Source organism: Nisaea nitritireducens, assembly GCF_014904795.1.
Lineage (GTDB): Bacteria > Pseudomonadota > Alphaproteobacteria > Thalassobaculales > Thalassobaculaceae > Nisaea > Nisaea nitritireducens.
Map to the genome: position 1 here is coordinate 57,692 of NZ_JACZFS010000017.1, position 21,321 is coordinate 79,012.

Annotated in this window: 23 protein-coding genes; 13 read left to right on the forward strand and 10 right to left on the reverse strand. The window is 60.6% G+C overall.

Annotated features, from left to right (window positions below):
• Positions 1–183: 183 nt before the first annotated feature.
• A complete protein-coding gene (locus IG629_RS06495; protein ID WP_193171157.1) occupies positions 184–1,080 on the forward strand; it encodes a LysR family transcriptional regulator in 897 nt (298 codons plus the stop codon).
• Here the strand turns inward: IG629_RS06495 and IG629_RS06500 are convergent.
• From IG629_RS06500 to IG629_RS06510, 3 genes are read right to left on the reverse strand one after another with little or no spacing between them, the layout of a single operon-like run.
• A complete protein-coding gene (locus IG629_RS06500) occupies positions 1,060–1,758 on the reverse strand; it encodes a DUF4405 domain-containing protein (RefSeq protein ID WP_193171158.1) in 699 nt (232 codons plus the stop codon). The genes IG629_RS06495 and IG629_RS06500 overlap by 21 nt on opposite strands.
• 15 nt (positions 1,759–1,773) lie before the next feature.
• Positions 1,774–2,259, reverse strand: coding sequence for a cytochrome P460 family protein (locus tag IG629_RS06505; RefSeq protein WP_028465420.1), 486 nt, complete (start codon positions 2,257–2,259; stop codon positions 1,774–1,776).
• A gap of 60 nt (positions 2,260–2,319) precedes the next feature.
• Positions 2,320–3,402, reverse strand: a complete 1,083-nt coding sequence (locus tag IG629_RS06510) for an alpha/beta hydrolase (protein ID WP_193171159.1) — start codon at positions 3,400–3,402, stop codon at positions 2,320–2,322.
• Between the two features lie 339 nt (positions 3,403–3,741).
• Between IG629_RS06510 and IG629_RS06515 the strand changes: the two genes are divergently transcribed.
• Entirely contained in the window at positions 3,742–4,782 is a 1,041-nt protein-coding gene (locus IG629_RS06515; protein ID WP_193171160.1) for a cyclase family protein, read from the forward strand.
• A 121-nt stretch (positions 4,783–4,903) separates the two neighbouring features.
• Entirely contained in the window at positions 4,904–5,800 is an 897-nt protein-coding gene (locus IG629_RS06520; protein ID WP_193171161.1) for a DMT family transporter, read from the forward strand.
• A gap of 150 nt (positions 5,801–5,950) precedes the next feature.
• Here IG629_RS06520 and IG629_RS06525 read toward each other — a convergent pair whose 3' ends face one another.
• Together IG629_RS06525 and IG629_RS06530 are read right to left on the reverse strand one after the other, a co-directional pair.
• Positions 5,951–6,160, reverse strand: coding sequence for a cold-shock protein (locus IG629_RS06525; protein WP_028465424.1), 210 nt, complete (start codon positions 6,158–6,160; stop codon positions 5,951–5,953).
• A gap of 55 nt (positions 6,161–6,215) precedes the next feature.
• A complete protein-coding gene (locus IG629_RS06530; RefSeq protein ID WP_193171162.1) occupies positions 6,216–6,896 on the reverse strand; it encodes a hypothetical protein in 681 nt (226 codons plus the stop codon).
• Positions 6,897–7,066: 170 nt separating this feature from the next.
• Between IG629_RS06530 and IG629_RS06535 the strand changes: the two genes are divergently transcribed.
• From IG629_RS06535 to IG629_RS06545, 3 genes are all read left to right on the forward strand, one after another.
• Complete coding sequence (locus tag IG629_RS06535) at positions 7,067–8,224, forward strand: fumarylacetoacetate hydrolase family protein (RefSeq protein ID WP_193171163.1); 1,158 nt, start codon at positions 7,067–7,069, stop codon at positions 8,222–8,224.
• Positions 8,225–8,365: 141 nt separating this feature from the next.
• A complete protein-coding gene (locus tag IG629_RS06540) occupies positions 8,366–9,805 on the forward strand; it encodes an aldehyde dehydrogenase family protein (RefSeq protein ID WP_193171164.1) in 1,440 nt (479 codons plus the stop codon).
• A gap of 67 nt (positions 9,806–9,872) precedes the next feature.
• Positions 9,873–10,508, forward strand: coding sequence for an FMN-binding negative transcriptional regulator (locus tag IG629_RS06545; protein ID WP_193171165.1), 636 nt, complete (start codon positions 9,873–9,875; stop codon positions 10,506–10,508).
• 125 nt (positions 10,509–10,633) lie between these two features.
• Here the strand turns inward: IG629_RS06545 and IG629_RS06550 are convergent, their stop codons facing one another.
• From IG629_RS06550 to IG629_RS06560, 3 genes are all read right to left on the reverse strand, one after another.
• On the reverse strand, positions 10,634–10,846 hold the full coding sequence (locus tag IG629_RS06550) for a hypothetical protein (protein WP_193171166.1): 213 nt from the start codon (positions 10,844–10,846) through the stop codon (positions 10,634–10,636).
• Between the two features lie 339 nt (positions 10,847–11,185).
• On the reverse strand, positions 11,186–11,764 hold the full coding sequence (locus tag IG629_RS06555) for a P-loop NTPase family protein (RefSeq protein WP_226886510.1): 579 nt from the start codon (positions 11,762–11,764) through the stop codon (positions 11,186–11,188).
• A 4-nt stretch (positions 11,765–11,768) separates the two neighbouring features.
• Positions 11,769–12,938 carry a M20 aminoacylase family protein gene (locus IG629_RS06560; protein ID WP_193171167.1) on the reverse strand — a complete coding sequence of 390 codons (1,170 nt, stop codon included), beginning with the start codon at positions 12,936–12,938 and terminating at the stop codon, positions 11,769–11,771.
• Between the two features lie 196 nt (positions 12,939–13,134).
• On the opposite strand from IG629_RS06560, the gene IG629_RS06565 reads away from it, so the two are divergent.
• The 7 genes from IG629_RS06565 to IG629_RS06595 all read left to right on the forward strand — a co-directional run bounded on the left by IG629_RS06565 (position 13,135) and on the right by IG629_RS06595 (position 19,599).
• Positions 13,135–14,283, forward strand: a complete 1,149-nt coding sequence (locus tag IG629_RS06565; RefSeq protein WP_028465431.1) for an NADH:flavin oxidoreductase/NADH oxidase — start codon at positions 13,135–13,137, stop codon at positions 14,281–14,283.
• A gap of 129 nt (positions 14,284–14,412) precedes the next feature.
• Positions 14,413–15,156, forward strand: coding sequence for a cytochrome P460 family protein (locus IG629_RS06570; RefSeq protein ID WP_193171168.1), 744 nt, complete (start codon positions 14,413–14,415; stop codon positions 15,154–15,156).
• Positions 15,157–15,446: 290 nt separating this feature from the next.
• Positions 15,447–15,602: a periplasmic nitrate reductase, NapE protein gene (gene napE, locus IG629_RS06575; RefSeq protein ID WP_028465432.1), complete on the forward strand. Its 156-nt coding sequence runs from the start codon at positions 15,447–15,449 to the stop codon at positions 15,600–15,602.
• A gap of 63 nt (positions 15,603–15,665) precedes the next feature.
• Entirely contained in the window at positions 15,666–16,004 is a 339-nt protein-coding gene (locus IG629_RS06580; protein ID WP_193171169.1) for a chaperone NapD, read from the forward strand.
• Complete coding sequence (gene napA / locus IG629_RS06585; RefSeq protein WP_193171170.1) at positions 15,997–18,537, forward strand: nitrate reductase catalytic subunit NapA; 2,541 nt, start codon at positions 15,997–15,999, stop codon at positions 18,535–18,537. The genes IG629_RS06580 and napA overlap by 8 nt, the downstream gene beginning before the upstream one ends.
• Positions 18,510–18,995, forward strand: coding sequence for a nitrate reductase cytochrome c-type subunit (locus IG629_RS06590; RefSeq protein WP_226886511.1), 486 nt, complete (start codon positions 18,510–18,512; stop codon positions 18,993–18,995). The genes napA and IG629_RS06590 overlap by 28 nt, the downstream gene beginning before the upstream one ends.
• Positions 18,996–19,011: 16 nt before the next feature.
• A complete protein-coding gene (locus tag IG629_RS06595) occupies positions 19,012–19,599 on the forward strand; it encodes a cytochrome c3 family protein (RefSeq protein ID WP_028465436.1) in 588 nt (195 codons plus the stop codon).
• Between the two features lie 2 nt (positions 19,600–19,601).
• Here the strand turns inward: IG629_RS06595 and IG629_RS06600 are convergent, their stop codons facing one another.
• Together IG629_RS06600 and IG629_RS06605 are read right to left on the reverse strand one after the other, a co-directional pair.
• Positions 19,602–20,750, reverse strand: coding sequence for an MFS transporter (locus IG629_RS06600; RefSeq protein ID WP_193171171.1), 1,149 nt, complete (start codon positions 20,748–20,750; stop codon positions 19,602–19,604).
• A complete protein-coding gene (locus tag IG629_RS06605; protein ID WP_193171172.1) occupies positions 20,747–21,286 on the reverse strand; it encodes a TetR/AcrR family transcriptional regulator in 540 nt (179 codons plus the stop codon). The genes IG629_RS06600 and IG629_RS06605 overlap by 4 nt, the downstream gene beginning before the upstream one ends.
• Positions 21,287–21,321 lie beyond the last annotated feature (35 nt).

Below are 21,321 nucleotides of genomic sequence, written 5' to 3' on the forward strand. Positions count from 1 at the left end.
GGTGGCACTCTTTCTCTGCGGTTACGCAACTGGAGTTAGAAAGACACGATACTTCATTCAAGGAGGTCCGCAATGTGGCGGTGGCCTCCGTGATTTTTAGCCGCAGCAATGCAGTATCGTGTCGCTTTTAGCCCCAGTGCTTAAGCGCTATTATCGCGATCTAATTATTAGTCGAGCTAATTAATGGCGAACGAAAACTTCAATGATTTGGCTGCATTTGCCGCCGTCGCTAAGGAACGGAGTTTCACGCGTGCTGCGGCGAAGCTCGGAGTGTCTCAATCCGCCCTGAGCCAGACGATCCGGGCGCTGGAGGAGCGGATCGGCCTGCGTCTATTGACCCGGACGACGCGAAGTGTGGCCTCTACGGAAGCTGGCGAACGCCTTTTACGTACTGTCGCGCCAAGGTTCGAGGATATCGAAGCGGAACTCGCTGCATTGAGCGAATTGCGCGACAAACCGGCTGGAACCGTCCGCATCACCGCCGGGGAACATCCGGCAATCTCGGTCCTGCAACCCGCTCTGAAAAGGTTCCTGCCGGACCATCCCGATATCAATGTCGAAATCATCGTCGATTACGGCCTCACCGACATCGTCGCCGAGGGATACGACGCCGGGGTCCGGCTGGGTGAGCAGTTGGCCAAGGATATGATCGCCGTGCGCATCGGCCCGCAGATGCGGATGGCGGTCGTCGGGTCGCCCGATTATTTCGAGCGGCATCCACCGCCGCAGGCACCGCAGGATCTGACCGCCCATAAATGCATCAACATGCGGCTTCCGACCTATGGCGGGCTGTTTCCCTGGGGCCTTGAGAATGGTGGCCGCGAGGTGAAGGTGCGCGGCGAAGGTCAGCTTGTATTCAACAATCTCGCCATGCGGCTACACTCGGCTCTGGACGGGCTCGGGCTCGCCTACATGCCGGAAGACCAGGTTCTCCCCCATATTTTGGACGGGCGGCTGATCCGGGTTCTGGAGGATTGGTGCCCCTGTTTTCCCGGATACCATCTCTACTATCCGAGCCGCCGGCATTCATCGCCGGCCCTGAGCATGCTGGTAGACGCGCTACGCTACCGCGGAAGCTGACCTCATGCGACGCGTGCGACGCTGGATCCACCCCATAATATAGTAAGTCAGCACGACATAGAGCCCGGCGGCCGCGATACAGTGGACGAAAAATCCAGCGACCGAGGCCTCGAAATTCCACCAGTCGAGAGTCATCCGCATCATAAGCTTGGTGCCGAGGCCAAGCTCGAACGAACTCCATACGCCATGGATCGCGATCACAGCGGCGACGGTCCGGAGCACGGCGGTACGGGCGGCGTGTGGGCGCGAGATCCCGAAAAGAGTACCGGCCACCCCCATAAGCAGGGGCCATCGCAGCCCCAGATGGACCGCTACCAGCACCAGCCCCCAATAGGCAGCGAGTGTATGGATTTGCCTCACGGTGAAGCCGCCAAAAGGCGACATGAACCCGGACAAGGCGTCGGAGATCAGCACGCTGCTACCGAGCAGCACGAGCATCGTCGCAAGCAGTGCCGCGGTAGCCAGAATGTTGACCAGACCGCGCGGCTGGCGACGCGCCCTCGATATCGTGCCGTACCAGCGTCGATTTAAGACGTTATGCGTAATGACAAGCAGGAACATCGCTGTTCCCGCCAGTTCATGCGCGGCGTTACCGAGCCACCAATAGGAGAAGCAGAACAGCAGGAGGGCCGCCGTAACGAGATCGAACAGCAGACGCGTGTGAAAAAAGGAGATCATCAGCAGCCCTATCGCTTACTCGACGGGCGAGCCGTCGAACCGGGGAATGCGGTAGCCGGTGAAGAGGTACTCGCTGTCTTCCTGGCTGCTGTGGCAGGATTGGCAGCGGGCGGTGTTCTCGTCCATGTTGATTGACCTGTCCGGCCAGAACCACTGGAACTGCCAGTCACCGGTGCGGCGGCGTTCCTCATACTCGGCCCCGTACCCTTTGCCCTTTTCCATGACAAAGTACCGGTAGACCTCCTCATCCCGGTAATCGACCAGGACGAAATGCGTGCCGGAAGGGATAGGCTGGCCATTCCGGACCGCGTCTATCGCCTCGCGCGTGGTCATGATGTGTTCCGTCACTTCACCACGTCTGACGGTGGTGTAGTGCACCAGTTCATCAAGATTCTCAGGGAACATGACGCGGTTCGGCTCCGCCCGGACTGGCGTTCCGGCAAACAGGGCGCCAGCGGCGAACAGGGACGCAAGAGAAAGCCGGACAACAAGCTTCATCATTGATGACCTCGTTTGGTTATGTGGATCGAAACGGACTTTCGGAGCCGCCAATTTGGCGGATCAATCGAGGTCCTTTTCCGTAAGGAACTTCGATACAAGGTCCGCGATTTCGACATTGTTCAGATCTGAGAACGGGAAGTGGGTGTTGCCTGTAATGCCGATATCCGGGAGATGCACGAGGGTTACGTCTCCGCCGTGCTTGTTCACCGTCTCTGACCAGATACGCGCCATCTCGAGACGCACCCGCCACGCATCCTGCGTCGGGATATTGGTTGGCGTGCCGGGGATATTGTCCCCGTAGAAAATGATGATTGGGATCTTGGTCAGCTTCAGGAAGTCCGACATGGCCACAGGCACGCCTTTCAGCGTGTCGAAGGAACTCGGCAGCGGGTCGGGCACTTCACTTTCCGGGAACGTAAACCCGCTGCCCGGCTCGAAGGCGACGATTGCCTTGATATCGGCACTCTTCATCGCAGCCGACCAGCCCATGCCGCCGCTATGGGAATGGGTAAAAAGAATCCCCGGGCCGATTTTGTCGAAAAGGTCCGAGACAGTGTCGGACATGAGATTTACGTCGAGAGGACCGGTATCCGGAGTCATCGCCCGGAAATACTGGTCCAGCGATTCCGCATCGCGTGGAAACTGCACGCCATCGAAATAGTTAGGCCAGACTCCCACCCGGAACTGACCGAACCAGAACTGCTCATCCGGCTTCGGAGTGAGCGTCGTACCGGCCATGCTGCGGCCGGCATTGCCGCGGCGCGGCTGATCTATGAGATAGACCGGAAATTTCCGGCGCAGAAAGATGTTCTGGAACCCCTCCCGGCCATCCGCAGTGGTCTCCCAGGTCTTGGAAAACTGGCCATAGCCATGCCACATCACGATCGGGTATTTACGCGGCGAGACCGGGATCTGGTAAAATGTGTATAGATGATCGCCACGGTAGGTTTGGCCCGCTGGTTCAAACGGTTTCCGCGGATCAAAAGAGCCCGGCTCTGTCGAAATCGTTCCACCGGCGGTAAAGCTGCCCTGCTCCCTGATCGTCAGTGGTCCGTGTTCGCCGCCCCCCTGGGCCAGGGCCATTGGCACCGAACCGATGCACGCCGAAGTAAGCAGCATCGCTGCGAGAATTGTTCTGGACATCAAGATCGTCGCTCCCTGCCGAAATGCGGACCGACCTCAATATGACCTCAGAGCAAATAATTATTAGATCGCAAAATCTGATAAGTTTAATTAGCCACTCTAATAAGTAATCCGCATTGAAATGGCAGGACGTTCGATTCAGGAAAGTCGGACACGGGACGGGCACTAAATAAACGGCCCACCGGCCGTCAGGATTAATGCTCTTTTGACCGACGCGCACGAGACTTGGCGAGCCTCACACCCAAGGGTCGCCCCTTGCCAGACCCGCCACTCCGTCCGACACTCTCCCCATCTCGCGCCCGACCGGCGCACATCAATCAAAAAAACGGCGAGGAAACCATGAACAAGCGGTGGAAAAACCGTCCCGAGGGGTCGACCTGGGGGGATTTCGGGGCGGATGACGAGAAGGGCCGGATCAATCTGCTGACGGCCGAGAAGGTCCGTCAGGGCGTGGCCGAAGTGCAGACCGGCGAGACCTTCTGCCTGTCCCTGCCGCTGGATTATCCGGGCAAGCGCTTACTGAACCCCCGGCGCTTTCCGCCCCGGCATTTCGCCACCGCACGCGGCGGGCTGGCGAATTTCAACTTTCCCCTCAGCCTCAACGACGAACGTCTGGTCGATGTGATCTCGGACGATTCCGTGCTGCTGTGCCTGCAATACTCGACCCAGTGGGACAGCCTCTGCCATATCGGCGCGCGGTTCGATGCGGACGGCGATGGCGAGGCCGAGATCGTCTATTACAACGGCTGGCGCGGCGGTGAGGACATTACCGGGCCGACCAGCGAGCAGCCGGGCAGCGAGCATACCCGCTTCGAGGGCACCGACGCCAAGCGGCTCGGCATCGAGAACATGGCCGAGACCTGCGTCCAGGGCCGCGGCGTGCTGATCGACATCGAGAAGCATCTCGGCCGCGAGCGAACCTATGTCGGCTACGACCAGCTCATGAAGATCATGGAAGCGGACAAGGTGGTCGTCGAGAAAGGCGACATGGTGCTGCTGCATACCGCCTTCACTAAGGTCATCATGGACATGAACAAGGAGCCGGACGAAGACACGCTGCTGCATGCCTGCTGCGTGCTGGACGGCCGGGACGAGCGCCTGCTGAACTGGATCACCGACAGCGGTCTCTCGGTCCTGATCGCGGATAATTACGGCGTCGAGGACCCGCACGCACCGCTACCGGACGACGCCACGGTGTTCATGCCGCTGCATCACCATTGCATCTTCAAGCTCGGGGTTCATCTCGGCGAGCTGTGGTACCTGCACGACCTGGCGCTGTGGCTGCGCGCCCAGAACCGGTCGCGCTTCCTGCTGACAGCCCCGCCGCTGCGCCTGCCGGGCGTCGTCGGCTCGCCGGCCACGCCGGTCGCCACGGTCTGACGGCGCACCGCTCTTCGCCGCCCGCCATTGCGCTGGACAGCGGGCGGTGATCCCTGTCAATTGACTCTCTGCGGCACGACGTTCGGGATCGTGCAGCACCGGCAGAGGGCGCGGCTGAAACATGACGATGGATCGTTTCGGAGCGTCCGAGGACGCGGACGGCACGCGCGCCGGTGTCGGCATCATGTTCGCCGTCACCTTCGCCTTCTCGGTGATGGACACGCTGACCAAGATGGCGGCGCAGATCTATCCGGCGCCGCAAATTCTCTGGGTCCGTTACATGGTGTTCGGCAGCGTGACGCTGGCGCACGGCCTGCGCAAACGCGGCCGCCGGGTTTTCGCCTCCCGCGCGCCGCTCCTACAGCTCACCCGCGGGTTCCTGCTGGCCGGCGAAATTCTCGTCTTCATCGTGGCCCTGCGCCATCTGCCGCTGGCGGATGTCCAGGCCATCGCCGCCGCCGGTCCGCTGATCACCACCGCCCTTTCCGTGCCATTGCTGCGGGAGCAAGTCGGGATCCGGCGCTGGAGTGCGATCGGTGTCGGTGCAATTGGGGTCATGATCATCATCCGGCCGGGCTTCGCCGCCTTCGATGCGATGCTGCTGGTACCGCTGTTCGGCATTGCCCTCTTCGCCCTCTACCAGGTGCTGACACGCCGAGCCTCGCGGCATGACGATGCCAGCACGACGGTGCTCTATACGGGCATTACCGGGCTCGTCGCGATGACCTGTGTCGGCCCGTTCTTCTGGATCACGCCGGACTGGCAGGGGCTGGCCTTGATGGCGGGTATCGGTGTCATCGGCCTGACCGGTCACGGATTGCTGATAAAGGCCCTGTCGCTGGCGCCGGCGAGCGTGCTGCAGCCGCTGAACTACCTGATGCTGCCCTGGGCGGTGTTGTGGGGATACCTGATCTACGACGATCTGCCGGACCTGGCGACAATCATCGGCGCCGCCATCGTCGTCGCCAGCGGCATCTACACCTTCCACCGCGAACGGATCGTCCGCAGCGGCGGCTGACAGGCAACAAAAAACGCCAACCCATAAAATGGATTGGCGTTCCTTGGACCGTCGCGGAAGAGGCTCAGGGAGCCGCTTTCCGAAAGGCCGGTCCGGGGGCGCTGTTCTCAGGAACAATGCCGCCCGGAGCTATCTCTGAAAGGGTCTGACTTAGACCATTTTCAGGTTAGCAGCAGAAGACTTGCCGCGCTGGCGGTCTTCTTCGATGTCGTAGCTGATCTTGTCGCCTTCGTTCAGGCCGTGCATGCCTGCACGCTCAACGGCAGTGGCGTGAACGAACACGTCGTTGCTGCCATCATCCGGCTGAATGAAGCCATAACCCTTGGTGGTGTTGAACCATTTCACTGTACCTGTAGCCATGATCATATTCCTTATACTGATCGTTGTGGTCTGGTAGTCATTCCTGTTGCCGCCTTCAGGCGGGGACAGCTGGTGTTGTGGCGCCGATATTGCCCAACATACGGAAAAGTCCCGCCATTGGAGCATCGGGGCCAGGTGTGCGTTCGCCCGACATATCGGTACGTCGCGCATTCTTTTCAATCCGACGCGGGCCCACACCGGGGCGCCGGGATTTCGTCCCGGACCGGTTAGAGGCTGCAGTCTTCATGGAGATGTTTTCGCCATTGGCGTGAGCAGGCACGCGCCCAGCCGCCTTGATGGCAGGGGTCACTTCGTCCTGAATGGGAGCTGGAGTGGGAATGCTGTGTCCTTCGGCTGATACGGCTCGAAGGTGGGACTTGGCTTGGCCAAGGTCGTTAAGCTGTTTCAAGTAGGCTCTTTCATCGGTCACCCCCTGATCGCGCCGAACTGGCTGCGGAAGGTGACCACTTTTCTGTTCTGGTAGCTTGCGTAGATCAGCTGCCGTTCTGTTAATCTGCCCAGTTGGGCGTTCTGGCAACGATCGATACGACGTATTGCGAGAATAGACGCTACTGACGATACATTCATCATCTACGCGCAGCGCACTGCCCGCAAGAGGCCACGTCGCGGCCACAGTTGCAAGAGAAATTTTTGACATACCTGAACATAAGCCCCTACCCGACGTCCATTCTCCCTCGAAAACCACCCGTTCTTCACGTAGCGTGAGCTTCTCCACTTCAACTCCCCGGGGCTGCCTGCGACAAAGTGCGCGCACCACGAAGCGGAACTGGCTTTCATTCTTCTGGTATTTTGTATCCCAGAGAGGCAATACTTTGCCCGAGCGAATATTTATCGGCCCGCCGTGCCGGAAGAAGCACGAGGCGCCGGCACGGGAGGAGATGAGAGATGAGCGACCGTATCGAACGGGATCTGCCGGTCGACCTGGAAAAGGCGACACTGCTGGGCCGGGTGTCCACACCGGAAGGTCCAGCCGTCTGTACCCTGCGCGGCGATGACGTTATCGACATCACTGCCCGCATCCCGACCATCGCCCATGCGCTGAAAGCCGCCTGCCCAGCCAGTATCGTGCGCGGCGCCGAAGGCACTGTTATCGGCAAGATCGGCGATATCCTGGAGACGAGTTTCGATCCGAAGGCCGCCGGGCCGCGCCTGCTCTCCCCGATCGACCTGCAGGCCATCAAGGCCGCCGGTGTGACCTTTCCGAACAGCATGATCGAGCGCGTGGTCGAGGAGATGACCAAGGGCGATCCGCTGAAGGCGGACGAGGCCCGGGCGCAACTTGGCCGGGATATCGGCGACGATGTCTTCTCCATCGTACCGGGCTCGGAAGAAGCGATAAAACTGCGCAAGACCCTGCTGGCGAAGGATCTGTGGTCCCCCTATCTGGAAGTCGGCTTCGGCGTGGACGCCGAGATCTTCACCAAGGCGCAACCGATGTCGTCTGTCGGACACGGCGCCGGCGTCGGACTGCATCCGCGCTCGGACTGGAACAATCCGGAGCCTGAAGTCGTCCTGGTCTGCGGGCCGGACGGCAAGATCGTCGGCGCCACCCTCGGCAACGATGTGAACCTGCGCGACTTCGAGGGCCGCAGCGCCCTGCTGCTCGGCCGGGCCAAGGACAATAATGCATCCGCCAGCCTCGGACCGTTCATCCGACTCGTGGACGATCATTTCACCATGACCGATATCCGTAATGCGGACCTGTCGCTCGAGATTGCCGGTACGGACGGCTATACGCTGAGCGGCTCCAGCACCATGCGGGTGATCAGCCGTGACCCGGAAGACCTGGCCCAGCAGATGTTCGACTGCCATCAATACCCGGACGGCGCCGTACTCTATACCGGCACCCTGTTCGCCCCGACGGACGACCGGGACCGGCCGGGCGAAGGCTTCACCCACAAGCTGGGCGATGTCGTGCGGATTGCCAGTCCGCGGCTCGGGTGTCTTGAGAATGTCGTTGGCCGATCCGACGCCCTGCCGGAGTGGGAGGACGGTGCGCTTGCGCTCTTCCGTTCGCTCTCCAAACGTGGGATCGCGCTCTGACGGGCCGGCCTGCCCCTACTCTTTCCGCGCAGGCATAAAATAAAAAACGGCAGAGCCCATTGATCCCTGCCGTACGCGGCGTAAGCTCCCCTCCGATTCAAAACCCGGCCCGAACGGCGCCGGAACCGAGAGAGGGAACTCATGACACTGCACCGCAATCTGATCGCCGGAGACTGGGTCGAGGGCACGAACGCGAGCGATAACATCAACCCGTCCAACACCGGCGACGTGGTCGGCCAGTTCGCGCAGGCCGATGCCGCCGCAACGGAGCAGGCTATCGACGCCGCCGTCGCTGCTTCCCACGCCTGGGCTCGCAGCCCGATCCAGCAGCGCCACGATATTCTGGCCGCCGCTTCCGCCGAGATCATGGCCCGCAAGGAAGAACTCGGCCGTCTGCTCGCCCGCGAGGAGGGCAAGACCCTCCCCGAAGGTATCGGCGAGACCATCCGCGCCGCCCAGGTGTTCGATTTCTTCGCCGGCGAGTGCCTGCGTCTGTCCGGCGAGAAAATCGCCTCCACCCGACCGGGCCTCGAAGTCGAGATCACCCGCGAGCCGATCGGTGTCGTCGGCATCATCACGCCGTGGAACTTCCCGATCGCCATCCCGGCCTGGAAGATCGCCCCGGCGCTCTGCTACGGCAACGCCATCGTCTTCAAGCCGGCCGGCCTGGTACCGGGCTGCGCCTGGGCGCTGGTCGATATCCTGAAAAAGGCCGGGCTGCCGGACGGCGTGCTGAATCTGGTAATGGGCAGTGGCGGCGTCGTCGGCGAGGCCATCCTTTCCAGCACCAAGATCAATGCCGTGACCTTCACCGGTTCTGTCGCGACCGGTGCGCATGTGGCAGCGAAATGCTCCGCCTCCATGAAGAAGTACCAGCTCGAGATGGGCGGCAAGAACCCGCTGGTCGTGCTGGACGATGCCGATCTCGCAACCGCCGTCGACGTTGCCGTAAACGGCGCCTTCTTCTCCACCGGCCAGCGCTGCACCGCCTCTTCCCGGCTGGTTGTGACCGAAGGTATTCACGACAAGTTCGTCGCCGCTTGCATCGATAAGCTGAAAAGCCTGAAGGTCGACGACGCACTTGCCGAGGGCACACATATCGGCCCTGTGGTCGATGCCAGCCAGCTCGCGCAGGACGAGGAATATATCAAGATCGGCCAACAGGAAGGCGGCAAGCTCGCTTTCGGTGGCGAACGCCTCGAACGGTCCACACCGGGCTTCTATCTGCAGCCGGCTTTGTTCACCGAGACCACCAATTCCATGCGCATCAACCGCGAGGAAGTGTTCGGCCCGGTCGCCAGCGTGATCCGGGTGAAGGATTATGACGAGGCCCTCGCTGTCGCCAACGACACGACCTTCGGTCTGTCCTCCGGCATCTGCACCTCCAGCCTGAAATTCGCCAGCGACTTCAAGCGTAATTCCGAGGCCGGCATGGTCATGGTCAACCTGCCGACGGCGGGCGTTGATTATCATGTACCGTTCGGCGGCCGGAAAGGCTCCAGCTACGGCGCCCGCGAGCAGGGCCGCTATGCGTCGGAATTCTACACAACGGTGAAAACCGCCTATATCCTGCCGATCTGACGAAATCAGATTGAGGAACGCGCCGGCGCAACCTTGCGCCGGCGCCTTTCATGACCGGAGAAATCTCATGTACACACCGCCGCATTTTCGCGAAGACGATATCGCCCTGCTGCATGAGACCATCCGCCGTATCGCCTTCGGCACCCTGGTAACGCTCGGGCCGGACGGGCTGGTGGCCAGCCATGTGCCGATGTTGCTCGACACAAGCAAAGGCGAGAATGGAACTCTGACCGGCCATCTGGCGAAAGCGAATATACAGACCAAGACCGAGGCATCGGACATCGAGGCGCTGGCAATCTTTCAGGGGCCGGAGGCCTATATCACTCCGAACTGGTACGCGACGAAGCAGGAGCACGGCAAGGTGGTGCCGACGTGGAACTACGTCGCCGTCCACGCCTACGGGAAGATCAGCTTCTTCGAAGATGCGGAACGTTTGCGCGATCAGGTCTCAAGCCTGACCGACCGGCACGAAGCCGCGAATGCCGAACCCTGGGCCCTGAACGACGCACCGGAAAAGTTCGTCCAGTCACAGCTCAAAGGCATCATCGGCTTCGAAATTCCGATTGCCCGGATGGACGGCAAATGGAAGCTGAGCCAGAACCGTCCGGCAGCGGACAAGGAGGGCGTGATTTCCGGACTTGATGCCCGCGACGGTGCGGACGCGGCGATCTCCTCCGTAACGCGCGAACGCCTGCAAAGCTAAATCCATTCGAAAACGAAGAATGGCCGCCAGGGGAATAGCGGCCATTCTATCGGTGGGAGGATCTCTTGGGGGAAGAGATACTCTCGGGGGAAATCGTCTTTGATCCCAGTCTCGAAGAAAAAGTACTAGTCGACGAGGTAAACGGTACCGGCGCCGACACCGGTACCAACACCGACGCCGCAAGAAACACAGCCGTCATACAGAGCCGTTCTCGAACTCAGCCCCGTACCGATGCCGCCACCCGACAGAACGTGCTGTCTGGTCGAATAGGTATCGGCGCATGCCGACAGCAGAAAACCAGCGGTGATTAAGGCCGGGAGGACAAGCGTGCGTCGCATCCGTCATCTCCTCGATTTGATTCCATGGGAGGCACTGTGCCTCGCTTGAAGGGAAAACGCGGGTGCCTCGGAATGGTTCCATTGAGGGTGATGAATTCTGCCGTCAGCCATCCGCGCGGACGAACCCCCGAAAGCACGTCCGGGCCGCCTGGACCTGCTGGCCTGTTCACCTCGAGTTCCTCGAACTCCGCAAACGACAGCCAGCCGCTCCCGTCGGCATCCGCCTCAGCCACGTGTTACTGAAAACGGGCCAAAAACGCCCTATCATACTGATAAAAATTGTTAATTCAGATAAGGGACATTCATATAGATGAGATATGTGATAGCGGAAAAGCGGAGCTAGGCGGGAACGAAGCTGACGACTTGTTCGATCTGCGTCTCGGTCGAGTCCGTGCCTGAAACCCGAACGACCGGACACGGTAGACGTTCGATCCAGGCCTCATGCATCTTCAGGCTGCGAATTTCGTGGCCGCCCGTATCGTAGGATGCCGCCCATTCTAAAAAGGCCATATGCGCTTCGTAATGCGCCCCGCCCGGCTCAAGAGCCTCGACACCGTAACGGGCCTCCTCGCGGGCGATCAAACGCTCCATGCGCAGGTTGAAGGGTGTGTAGATAAAGACGGCCAGCTGAAAGCTGTCGATCAGCGGCTCGCCCCAGGACACCATGGAGCCCGTCAGGATCCAGCTTTCCTCCTCCTCGAAGGCCTGTTTCAAAAGCCGGATACGCTCCGGGACCGGACGCTTCTCCTGAAAGGCCGGTTCCGTCGGCATCCAGTAAAAGTCGTCCGTATCGAGATGCTTGTGGCCAAAGCGGGCGGCCCAGGCTCGACCGAAAGTGGACGTGCCCGATCCGGAGGCGCCAAAAACATGCAGTCTTTGCGGCAGTTCCCGGTCGACGGTACCCGTGCCGCCCGTCATCACGTCATGCCGATCTGGCGAGCCGGGTTTCGACCAGCTTGCTCCAGTAGCTGGCGCCGACGGTCAGGGCCTCGTCGTTGAAGTCGTATTCCGGATGATGCAAGCCGGCGGTGTCGCCATTGCCACACCAGATATAGGCGCCCGGCTTTTCCAGCAGCATGTAGGAGAAGTCCTCGGCGCCCATGCTCGGCGGCAGCTCCCGGTCGACTGTGCCCATGCCGCCCGAAATCTCGGCGCAGACAGAGGCGGCGAAATCGGCTTCCTTCTCGGTATTCACGGTCGCCGGATAGCCGGAGATGTAGTTCAGCTCGGCCGTCGCCCCGTAGGTCGCAGCGATACCGTCCGCCACCCGCTTGATGCGCTCCGGCAAGGTCGCCTGCAATTCCGGGTTCAGTACCCGGCAGGTTCCGCGCAGGATGATGTCGTCCGGGATCACGTTGAAGGCATCGCCGGCATGGAACTGGGTGGCGCTGATGACAAGCGCCTCCGCCGGATCAGTATTTCGGCTGGTGATAGTCTGGAGGGCCATGACGATGTTCGCGCCGACCACCACGGGATCGACACCCTGATGCGGCATGGCGGCATGCGCGCCACGGCCGGAGATGAAGATCTCCCAATTGTCCCGCGCTGCCATGACCGGGCCGGCGGAAACGCCGAAGCTGCCGACCGGCATTTCCGGCCGGTTGTGCATGCCGTAGACCTCGTCCACCGGGAACAGCTTGAAAAGACCGTCCTCGACCATCTTCTTGCCGCCACCCTTGCCTTCTTCGGCCGGCTGGAAGATCAGCTGCACAGTGCCGGCGAAATTGCGGGTCTCGGCAAGATACTTGGCCGCGCCGAGCAGCATGGTGGTGTGGCCGTCATGGCCGCAGGCATGCATCTTTCCGTCATTCTTCGACCGATATTCCGGCGTACCCTTTTCCTGGATCGGGAGTGCATCCATGTCGGCCCGCAATCCGATTGCCGGGCCATCCCCGCCATTGCCCTTGATCGTCGCCACCACGCCGGTGCCGCCGAGACCGCGATGGATCTCAAGCCCCATATCCGTCAACCGTTCCGCCACGAAATCGGCGGTCTCGAACTCTTCGAAACCAAGCTCCGGGTTCTGATGGATATGGCGTCGCCAGCCGGTCAGTTCGGCATGGAAATCGGCGATGCGATTGACGATAGGCATGAAGTGGCTCCTTGCGGGCGGGACGAAATCTCGGGAACTGGAACACCTCGCACGATGGCGCACCCGGCGCCCCTGTCAAGTGCCGAACAGGCGCTTAAGACTTACCCCTCTAGAACCTACCAGCGATGCGCGACTTGGAGCCTTTTCGGTTATCCTCCCGGAAAAAAAGAGAACGACTAATAATGGGGAGGACTTAATGACTGCATCGACGCCGCTACTTTTCCAACCGATCCAACTCCGGGGCATAACCCTGCCGAACCGGATCGTGATCCCGCCCATGTGCATGTATTCCGCTGAAGAGGGTTTTCCGACCGACTTCCATATGGCCCATCTCGGTAAGTTCGCCATCGGTGGCGCCGGCATGGTCATTCTGGAAGTCACGGCGGTGACCCGCGACGGTCGGATCACGCACGGCGACCTCGGCATCTGGGATGATGAACACGCCAAGAAACTGGCGCCGCTCGCAGCCTTCCTGAAGTCCGAGGGCAGTGTCCCGGCGATCCAGATCGGCCATTCCGGCCGCAAGGGCAGCATGCAACGCCCATGGAAGGGCAACGGCCCGCTGACACCCGAGAATATTGCCGATGGAGACACGCCCTGGCAGCCCGAAGCGCCGAGCCCGGTGCCGCTGGCCGACGGCTGGCTGACGCCCCGTGAGCTCGATCTCGATGACATGAAGCGGCTCCGCGGTGCCTTCGCGGACGCGACGAAACGCTCGGTCGATGCCGGTTTCGAGTCCGTCGAAATCCATTGCGCGCATGGCTACCTGCTGCAGACGTTCCTGTCCCCGCTCGGCAACTTCCGAACCGATGCCTATGGCGGCGACCTTGAAGGCCGGATGCGCCTCTCGCTGGAGATCGCGGAAGATGTCCGGGCTGCATTACCGGATAATCTGCCTCTGTTTGTCCGCATCTCATCCGTCGATGCCATCGAAGGTGGCTGGGAGATGGAAGACAGCCTGACCTTCGCGCGCGAGCTGAAAGCCCGCGGCGTTGATGTGATTGATTGCTCCTCCGGCGGCCAATCACCGAAAGGCGCAACCAACTTCAAGCTGGTCCGGGAGCCAGGCTATCAGGTGCCCTACGCAGCCCAGATCCGGCGCGAGGTGGATATCATGACCCAGGCCGTCGGGCTGATCACCGACCCGCACCACGCTGAAAGCATCCTGCAAGCCGGGGACGCAGACCTGATCGCCATCGGTCGCGAGGCGCTCTATGACCCGTTCTGGCCCCGCCATGCAGCCGATGCCTTTGGGCAAGACCCTGATTTCAAAACCTGGCCTCCACAGTATGCCTGGTGGCTGGAAAAACGGGCGGCAGGTCAGCGCGCACAGGATAAATCCTGAAATCTCGCTGTCGCGCAGAGCACACGTTTGTTTGAGCAGGCGTGACCCTACATACGTTCGAACTCATGACACTCTCTCCAGAAATAAGAAACAGCACCAATTCAGGTGACTGCCTTTCTGGAGAGAGACATGAAATACACCAGAGCATCGCGTGTTCTGCTTTCGGCGTCGGCAGGTCTGATGGGCCTCGGCATTGTCGCCGGTCTGACTGTGCGGGCCGAGGCCGAAAGCATGGACACGCTGGAAGCCCGCCTTGACGCGGTCTGGAACCACAGCAACCAGCTTGCCGCATCGGCCAGCACCTGCACAGTGAAACGGGTCGAGGACGCGTGGAAAGCCTCCGGGAGCCCGAAAAAGGTCAAGGGAAAGGCCGATTTGACGGATGAGGAAGCGAAAGCGGCTTACGAATGCATCAAAGCCACGATGTATCCGCGCTTCGCCAAGTCCGACCTGCCGGGCGCCAAGGAATTCCACACCTGGAACCAGTACAACACCCAGCCCTACCAGTCCGGCACGCATGGCAACCGTTATGTGAACAACTGGGGCAACGATACCGGCAACGCATATGGTGGGTTCGAGGAAACCAAGTCCGTTCCGGTCGGCACCGTGCTCGCCAAGGACGGCTTCCACGTCACCATGAAAGGCGAGGTCAAGCGCGCGCCGCTCTTCACGATGGTGAAGAAGGAGGACGGCTTCAACGTGGGCACACTGGACTGGGAATACGCACTGATCTTTCCAAACGGAAAAACCATGGGTGTCACCAACGGCAAGAACAGCAAGAAGGTCCAGTTCTGCGCTGATTGCCACAACGCCGCGGAAGACAATGACGGCATGTTCTTCCTGCCGGACGAGTATCGCGTGTCCTCGAACTGAGGTAGCCCAGCATTGTCATTCGTCTTCCGCCGGTCATTAGGATCGGCGGAGACTCAGTACTTGCCGCTCTAGAAACGCGCCGCTTAAATGCCTTTTTCGCGTTAACCAAGAAAACCTCAGGCAATCGACTCAATTTTAGATACTCTTCGTAAAACGCAGTGCCCTCGGGACCTGACGGAGAGAGAAAAAACCTTCCGATATTGACCTGCATCAATGAAGCGGATCCCTCCCCGTGCAGAATGCTGCGCAAGAATTAATAAAAAGCCTTAAACGGGCTTGGGGGGAGAGCAATGGATTCCGATCAGTCGGCCGCAAAGTCGCGCGAGCTCAAATCCTTCCTGTTTCTGACAATCGTCCTGGCACCAGTCGTCGCCGTCACACTCGTCGGCGGCCTCGGCTTTGCGATCTGGATCTATCAGATCATCGCGGGTCCGCCCGGCGCTTAAAGCGTGACGGCGGCCGCTGCGATGCCGCCACATCCATCCACGACCAGAATGTGGGAGAAGCAGATGGCCATGGAACGAGAAGACGGGGTCGACCCGTCAAAGCGGAAAATTCTCTTCGGCGATACAGGTTCCGGCACGAATGACGCCAGCGCTCCCTATCAGATCGCCAGCATTCTCATTCAGGCCGAACCGAAGAACATGCCTGCGATCAGACAGCGCTTTTCACCGGTCTCCTCCATCGAGTTTCACGACGCCCCCGGCATCGGAAAACTGATCGCGACGATCGAGGCGCGCAACGATCACGAATTGGTCGAATTCGTCGACCTTTTCGAGCAGACCCCCGGGGTGATGAGCGTTGCTCTCGTCTACCACCAGATTGATGACGGAGGCGACGATGCCTAGAGACGGCGATAGCCCCAAACTTTCCCGACGCGAATATATCAAGGTCCAGGCGGTCGCAGCCGCGACGGCGGCAGCAGCGGCAAGTGCCGGCCTTCCCATTCCAGCCGAGTCAGCGGAGCTGAAGGCCGCCGCCCAGCTTTCCGAAATGCGCTGGTCGAAGGCCGCCTGCCGGTTCTGCGGCACTGGATGCTCGGTCATGGTCGGCGTCAAGGATGGCCGCGTCGTAGCCACTCACGGCGACGCCAAGGCAGAGGTCAATCGCGGCCTCAACTGTGTGAAAGGGTACTTCCTTTCCAAGATTCTCTATGGCGCCGACAGACTGACCAAACCGCTGCTGCGAATGACGGACGGCAAGTACGACAAGAACGGCGAATTCCACGAAGTCAGCTGGGATCAGGCCTTCGACATCATGGCAGAGAAGTTCAAGGCCGCCATCGCCAAGACCCGCAACAGCGAGGAGATGCCGCCGGTCGGCATGTTCGGCTCAGGCCAGTGGACGGTCTGGGAGGGCTATGCCGCCTCCAAGCTCTACAAGGCCGGCTTCCGCTCCAACCATATCGACCCGAACGCCCGTCACTGCATGGCTTCGGCCGTCGCCGGTTTCATCCGGACCTTCGGCATCGATGAGCCGATGGGGTGCTACGACGACATCGAGGAAACGGACGCATTCGTGCTCTGGGGCTCGAACATGGCGGAAATGCATCCGATCCTCTGGACCCGGATAACCGACCGCCGGCTTTCCGCTCCGCATGTCAACGTCACCGTGCTGTCGACCTATCAGCATCGCTGCTACGATCTGGCGGACAGCGGTCTCATCTTCACCCCGCAGACCGACCTGGCGATCCTCAACTTTATCGCCAACTACATCATCCAGAATGATCGTGTGAATCAGAACTTTGTCGGAAAGCACGTGCGTTTCCGGCTCGGCAATGCCGATATCGGCTATGGCCTCCGCCCGGAACACGAGCTGGAGAGAAACGCCAAGAATGCCAAGAAGGCAGGCGGCTCCACGGATATGAGTTTCGAGGATTACGCCAAATTCGTTTCGGCCTATGACGTCGATAGCGTCTCGAAACTCTCCGGCGTGCCGACGAACCAACTGATCGAATTGGCCGAGCTTTACGCGGACCTGAACCGCAAGGTCGTCTCGTTCTGGACCATGGGTTTCAACCAGCACACCCGGGGTGTTTGGTGCAATAACCTGATCTACAACATCCATCTTCTGACGGGCAAAATCTCCGAGCCCGGCAACAGCCCGTTCTCGCTCACCGGACAACCTTCCGCATGCGGTACAGCGCGTGAGGTCGGGACCTTCGCACACCGGCTTCCGGCAGACTATGTCGTGGCCAAGAAGGAGCATCGGGACATCGCCGAGAAGATCTGGCAGATCCCCGAAGGCACGATCCCCGGCAAGGTCGGCTACCATGCCGCGCTGCAGAACCGGATGTTGAAGGACGGCAAGCTCAACGCCTACTGGGTCCAGTGCAACAACAACATGCAGGCGGCAGCCAACATCAATGAGGAAGGCTATCCGGGTTACCGGAATCCGGACAATTTCATTGTCGTCTCGGACGCCTATCCGACAGTCACGGCGCAGGCTGCAGACCTGATCCTGCCAACCGCCATGTGGGTTGAAAAGGAAGGCGCCTACGGCAATGCCGAACGCCGCACCCAGTTTTGGTATCAGCAGGTGCAGGCTCCCGGTGAAGCGAAATCGGATATCTGGCAAACCGTCGAGTTTTCCAAACGGTTCAAGACGGATGAGGTCTGGTCCGACGATCTTCTGGACAAGAACCCCGAATACCGCGGAAAGACCCTCTATGAGGTGCTCTTTGCCAATGGCACCGCGAACAAGTTCCCGCTGTCGGACGCGAGCCTCGAGTTCGAGAATGCCGAGTCCCAGGATTTCGGCTTCTACCTGCAGAAGGGCCTGTTCGAGGAGTATGCCACTTTTGGCCGGGGCCACGGGCACGACCTGGCGGACTTCGACACCTATCACAAGGTGCGCGGGCTGCGCTGGCCGGTCGTCGACGGCAAGGAGACGCGCTGGCGGTTCCGTGAGGGGCTCGACCCCTATGTCGAGGCGGGAAAGGATGTCCAGTTCTACGGCAAGAAGGACGGCAAGGCCTGGATTTTCGCCCTGCCCTACGAGCCGCCAGCGGAAGCGCCGGACGAGGAATACGATCTCTGGCTCTCCACGGGACGCGTGCTGGAACACTGGCACTCGGGCTCGATGACGCAGCGTGTTCCGGAACTGTACAAGGCGTTCCCGGATGCTGTGGTCTTCATGCACCCGGACGATGCTCAGAAACGGGGCCTTCGCCGGGGCGATGAAGTCACCATTACATCGCGGCGCGGCGAGATCCGTACCCGCGTCGAGACAAGGGGCCGGAACAAGCCTCCGCAAGGGCTCGTCTTCGTCCCCTGGTTCGACGCCAGTCAGCTGATCAACAAAGTCACGCTGGATGCAACCGACCCGATCTCCAAGCAAACGGATTTCAAGAAATGCGCAGTCAAAATCGCCAAGGCCTGATGAAGCCCGTGCGGCACGCAGCGTTTCTTCTGGCGCTGATCGTGACCGCCTCCATGGTCCCCGCACTTGTGAGCTTCGCGGAAGATCCAACCGCAACGCTTCGGGAGGCCGAGATATCGGTGAACAAGGAAGCCCCGCGGATGGGGCGGATCACCAACAACGACCTCCGGCAGGCCCGAAACTATCCGGAACAGCCACCGTTGATCCCCCACAAGATCAGGGGATATCAGGTCGATAAAAACTCAAATCGCTGTCTGACCTGTCACAGCCGCTCCGCGGTCGAGCAGTCCCAGGCGCCAATGATCAGCGTGACCCACTACATGGATCGCGACAATCAGGTGCGGGCCACCGTTTCGGCCCGGCGCTACTTTTGCAACCAGTGTCACGTTCCGCAGACCGACGCCAAACCGCTGGTGGAAAACACCTTCGTTGACGTCGACACTCTGCTGAACAGGTGACGGGAGGGCCCATCAATTGTCGCTTTTCCGGATCCTGAAATCGTACTGGGAGACCCTGACGCGGCCGTCGCGCTATTTCTCCCTCGCCTTCCTGACGATGGGTGGATTCATCGCAGGGATCATCTTCTGGGGCGGTTTCAACACCGCTCTCGAAATTACCAATACCGAAAAATTCTGTATCTCCTGCCATGAGATGCGGGACAACGTTTATGCCGAACTGAAATCCACCATCCACTACACCAACCGCTCCGGCGTCCGTGCGACCTGTCCCGATTGCCATGTCCCCCATAACTGGACGGACAAGATCGCCCGCAAGATGCAGGCATCGAAAGAGGTCTGGGGCAAGATCTTCGGCACCATCAGCACGCGAGAGAAGTTTCTGGAAAAACGCTTCGAATTAGCCAGCCACGAATGGGAACGGCTCGAAGCAAATGACTCGCTCGAATGCCGAAACTGCCATGACTTCACCTACATGGATTTCACTCAGCAAAGTCCACGTGCGGCTGACCACCATGCGCGCCTGCTCGCGACAGGTGAGAAAACCTGCATCGATTGCCACAAGGGCATCGCACACCAACTGCCAGACATGGCACAGAAAAACTGAAACTAGGGTAGCCGCGCCGGTCTGCCACTCACGCACATCGCCGTGCAGGCCAGGCCGGAGAATACGAGCAAAGCGACCTCCCCGCCTTTCCAGTCATAGAGCGCCCCGAAAAGGGGCGCTCCTGCAACCTGACCCGCCGCAATCGCCAGAAACCCGGCCCCCAGACCGAAAGCGGGACTGCTCGGAACCATTTCGACGCCCCATACCAGAATGACGCCCGTCAGCATGATGTAGGCCGCACCGAATAATGCGGCGGCGATAAGGGGCACAGCGCCAGAGGCATTGGAAAAGAGGATCAAAAGCAGGGATAGGGCGAGCGCGACGAGCGAAACCCGGTGCACCGGATTGAGCCCGAAACGCCGGATCAGAGGCCCCGCAGCCGCGCCGACAATTCCCGCAATACCAATCACGATCCAGACCCGTGCAATTGCCTCTTCTCCCCACCCGGCGAGCCCGTGCAACAGCGCTCCCCCGAATGTCCAGACAGCCGTGCTGGTCATGCCCATGAGAAATGCCGCCAAAAGAACCGGTCTCAGAGCGCCGGGAACACGAGCATTCGGGCTGGCGCGTTCCTCTCTACGCGCAGCAACCGAAGCGACGACTGGCATCGCATAACCAAGCCAGACCGTCACTCCGAGTGCCATTACCGCAAAGACCGCATAAGCCTCCCGCCAGGCTTCGGCAAATCCGATCGCCACCGGGCCGGAAAGGATCACGCCCGCACTGGTACCGCTGTTGATCAGTGTGTTTGCCGCACCCTGACGTGCGCCGGAAATGCTCTGCGAAACGGCCAGCGCCAACGGCGGCGATGCCAACCCCGTACTCACCCCAGCGAGGAAAACAGCCGCACCCAATTGCCCGGCCCCATCGGACCATGCAATCCCCGCCATGCCCGTCGTGGCGACAAGACCGGCAATCAGCACAGTCCGGCGCGCGCCGAGCCTGTTGCTCGCCAGAGCCGCGACGGTAATCGCAAGGCAATAGGCCGCAAAGGCACCGGCGCTGATCAACCCGGCCTCGGTCCGGCTGAGACCGAGATCGGCTGTTATCGCCGGAAGAAACAGTCCGTAAGCGAAACGCGCCAACCCGTAGGAAGCGGCAATCAAGGCAAATCCGGCCGCAATGAAGGATATCGTTCCCGCGGGTTTCACCTCTTGGAGGCCGCAGCGACCAGTGCCTCTGCCGCATCCCGCGCGGCATCCACCATCTCGTCACCCGCGACTGCCGCAGCGGAAACCGCCCCTTCGAAGAGCAGCCAAACCTGGTCTGCCAGACGCGGATCGGGGGCTCCGACAGCCGCCTCAACCCGCTCGGCGATCAGCGCGCGCATGCGCTGCTTGTGCGATTGAGCGAAGGCCGCGATCTCCGGATCTTCGGAGTGGTATTCGCCAAGCGCCCGCAGGAACGGACAGCCGACGCCTCCCTCTTCACCCATCCAATCCAGCAAAACATCAAACATACCGGAGACCGGGCCAGTCTCGGCAACGGCATTCATCGCGGCAAAGAAGCGTTGGTCACGGCCCTTCAGAATGGCCAATGCCAGCCCGTTCTTGGAGCCGAAATGCTTGTAGAGCGTGCGGGTCGAGGCTCCGGCCGGCTCCAGCAGGCGGTCGACCCCAGTTGCCCGGAAACCCTCACGGCAGAAAACCTGCTCGGCGGTTGAAAGAATGACTTCGCGCTTATCCATGACGCCAAATGTAAAACGTTCGTTTTACATTTGGC

What these genes read in the sequence shown, in the direction of transcription:
- IG629_RS06580 (WP_193171169.1), top strand. Translation starts at nt 15,666, where the DNA reads ATGGCCATGGAACGAGAAGACGGGGTCGACCCGTCAAAGCGGAAAATT.
- IG629_RS06545 (WP_193171165.1), top strand. Translation starts at nt 9,873, where the DNA reads ATGTACACACCGCCGCATTTTCGCGAAGACGATATCGCCCTGCTGCAT.
- IG629_RS06550 (WP_193171166.1), bottom strand. Translation starts at nt 10,846, where the DNA reads ATGCGACGCACGCTTGTCCTCCCGGCCTTAATCACCGCTGGTTTTCTG.
- IG629_RS06515 (WP_193171160.1), top strand. Translation starts at nt 3,742, where the DNA reads ATGAACAAGCGGTGGAAAAACCGTCCCGAGGGGTCGACCTGGGGGGAT.
- IG629_RS06555 (WP_226886510.1), bottom strand. Translation starts at nt 11,764, where the DNA reads ATGACGGGCGGCACGGGTACCGTCGACCGGGAACTGCCGCAAAGACTG.
- IG629_RS06590 (WP_226886511.1), top strand. Translation starts at nt 18,510, where the DNA reads ATGCGCAGTCAAAATCGCCAAGGCCTGATGAAGCCCGTGCGGCACGCA.
- IG629_RS06500 (WP_193171158.1), bottom strand. Translation starts at nt 1,758, where the DNA reads ATGATCTCCTTTTTTCACACGCGTCTGCTGTTCGATCTCGTTACGGCG.
- IG629_RS06565 (WP_028465431.1), top strand. Translation starts at nt 13,135, where the DNA reads ATGACTGCATCGACGCCGCTACTTTTCCAACCGATCCAACTCCGGGGC.
- napA (WP_193171170.1), top strand. Translation starts at nt 15,997, where the DNA reads ATGCCTAGAGACGGCGATAGCCCCAAACTTTCCCGACGCGAATATATC.
- IG629_RS06495 (WP_193171157.1), top strand. Translation starts at nt 184, where the DNA reads ATGGCGAACGAAAACTTCAATGATTTGGCTGCATTTGCCGCCGTCGCT.
- IG629_RS06535 (WP_193171163.1), top strand. Translation starts at nt 7,067, where the DNA reads ATGAGCGACCGTATCGAACGGGATCTGCCGGTCGACCTGGAAAAGGCG.
- IG629_RS06525 (WP_028465424.1), bottom strand. Translation starts at nt 6,160, where the DNA reads ATGGCTACAGGTACAGTGAAATGGTTCAACACCACCAAGGGTTATGGC.
- IG629_RS06605 (WP_193171172.1), bottom strand. Translation starts at nt 21,286, where the DNA reads ATGGATAAGCGCGAAGTCATTCTTTCAACCGCCGAGCAGGTTTTCTGC.
- IG629_RS06520 (WP_193171161.1), top strand. Translation starts at nt 4,904, where the DNA reads ATGACGATGGATCGTTTCGGAGCGTCCGAGGACGCGGACGGCACGCGC.
- IG629_RS06505 (WP_028465420.1), bottom strand. Translation starts at nt 2,259, where the DNA reads ATGATGAAGCTTGTTGTCCGGCTTTCTCTTGCGTCCCTGTTCGCCGCT.
- napE (WP_028465432.1), top strand. Translation starts at nt 15,447, where the DNA reads ATGGATTCCGATCAGTCGGCCGCAAAGTCGCGCGAGCTCAAATCCTTC.
- IG629_RS06540 (WP_193171164.1), top strand. Translation starts at nt 8,366, where the DNA reads ATGACACTGCACCGCAATCTGATCGCCGGAGACTGGGTCGAGGGCACG.
- IG629_RS06570 (WP_193171168.1), top strand. Translation starts at nt 14,413, where the DNA reads ATGAAATACACCAGAGCATCGCGTGTTCTGCTTTCGGCGTCGGCAGGT.
- IG629_RS06560 (WP_193171167.1), bottom strand. Translation starts at nt 12,938, where the DNA reads ATGCCTATCGTCAATCGCATCGCCGATTTCCATGCCGAACTGACCGGC.
- IG629_RS06510 (WP_193171159.1), bottom strand. Translation starts at nt 3,402, where the DNA reads ATGTCCAGAACAATTCTCGCAGCGATGCTGCTTACTTCGGCGTGCATC.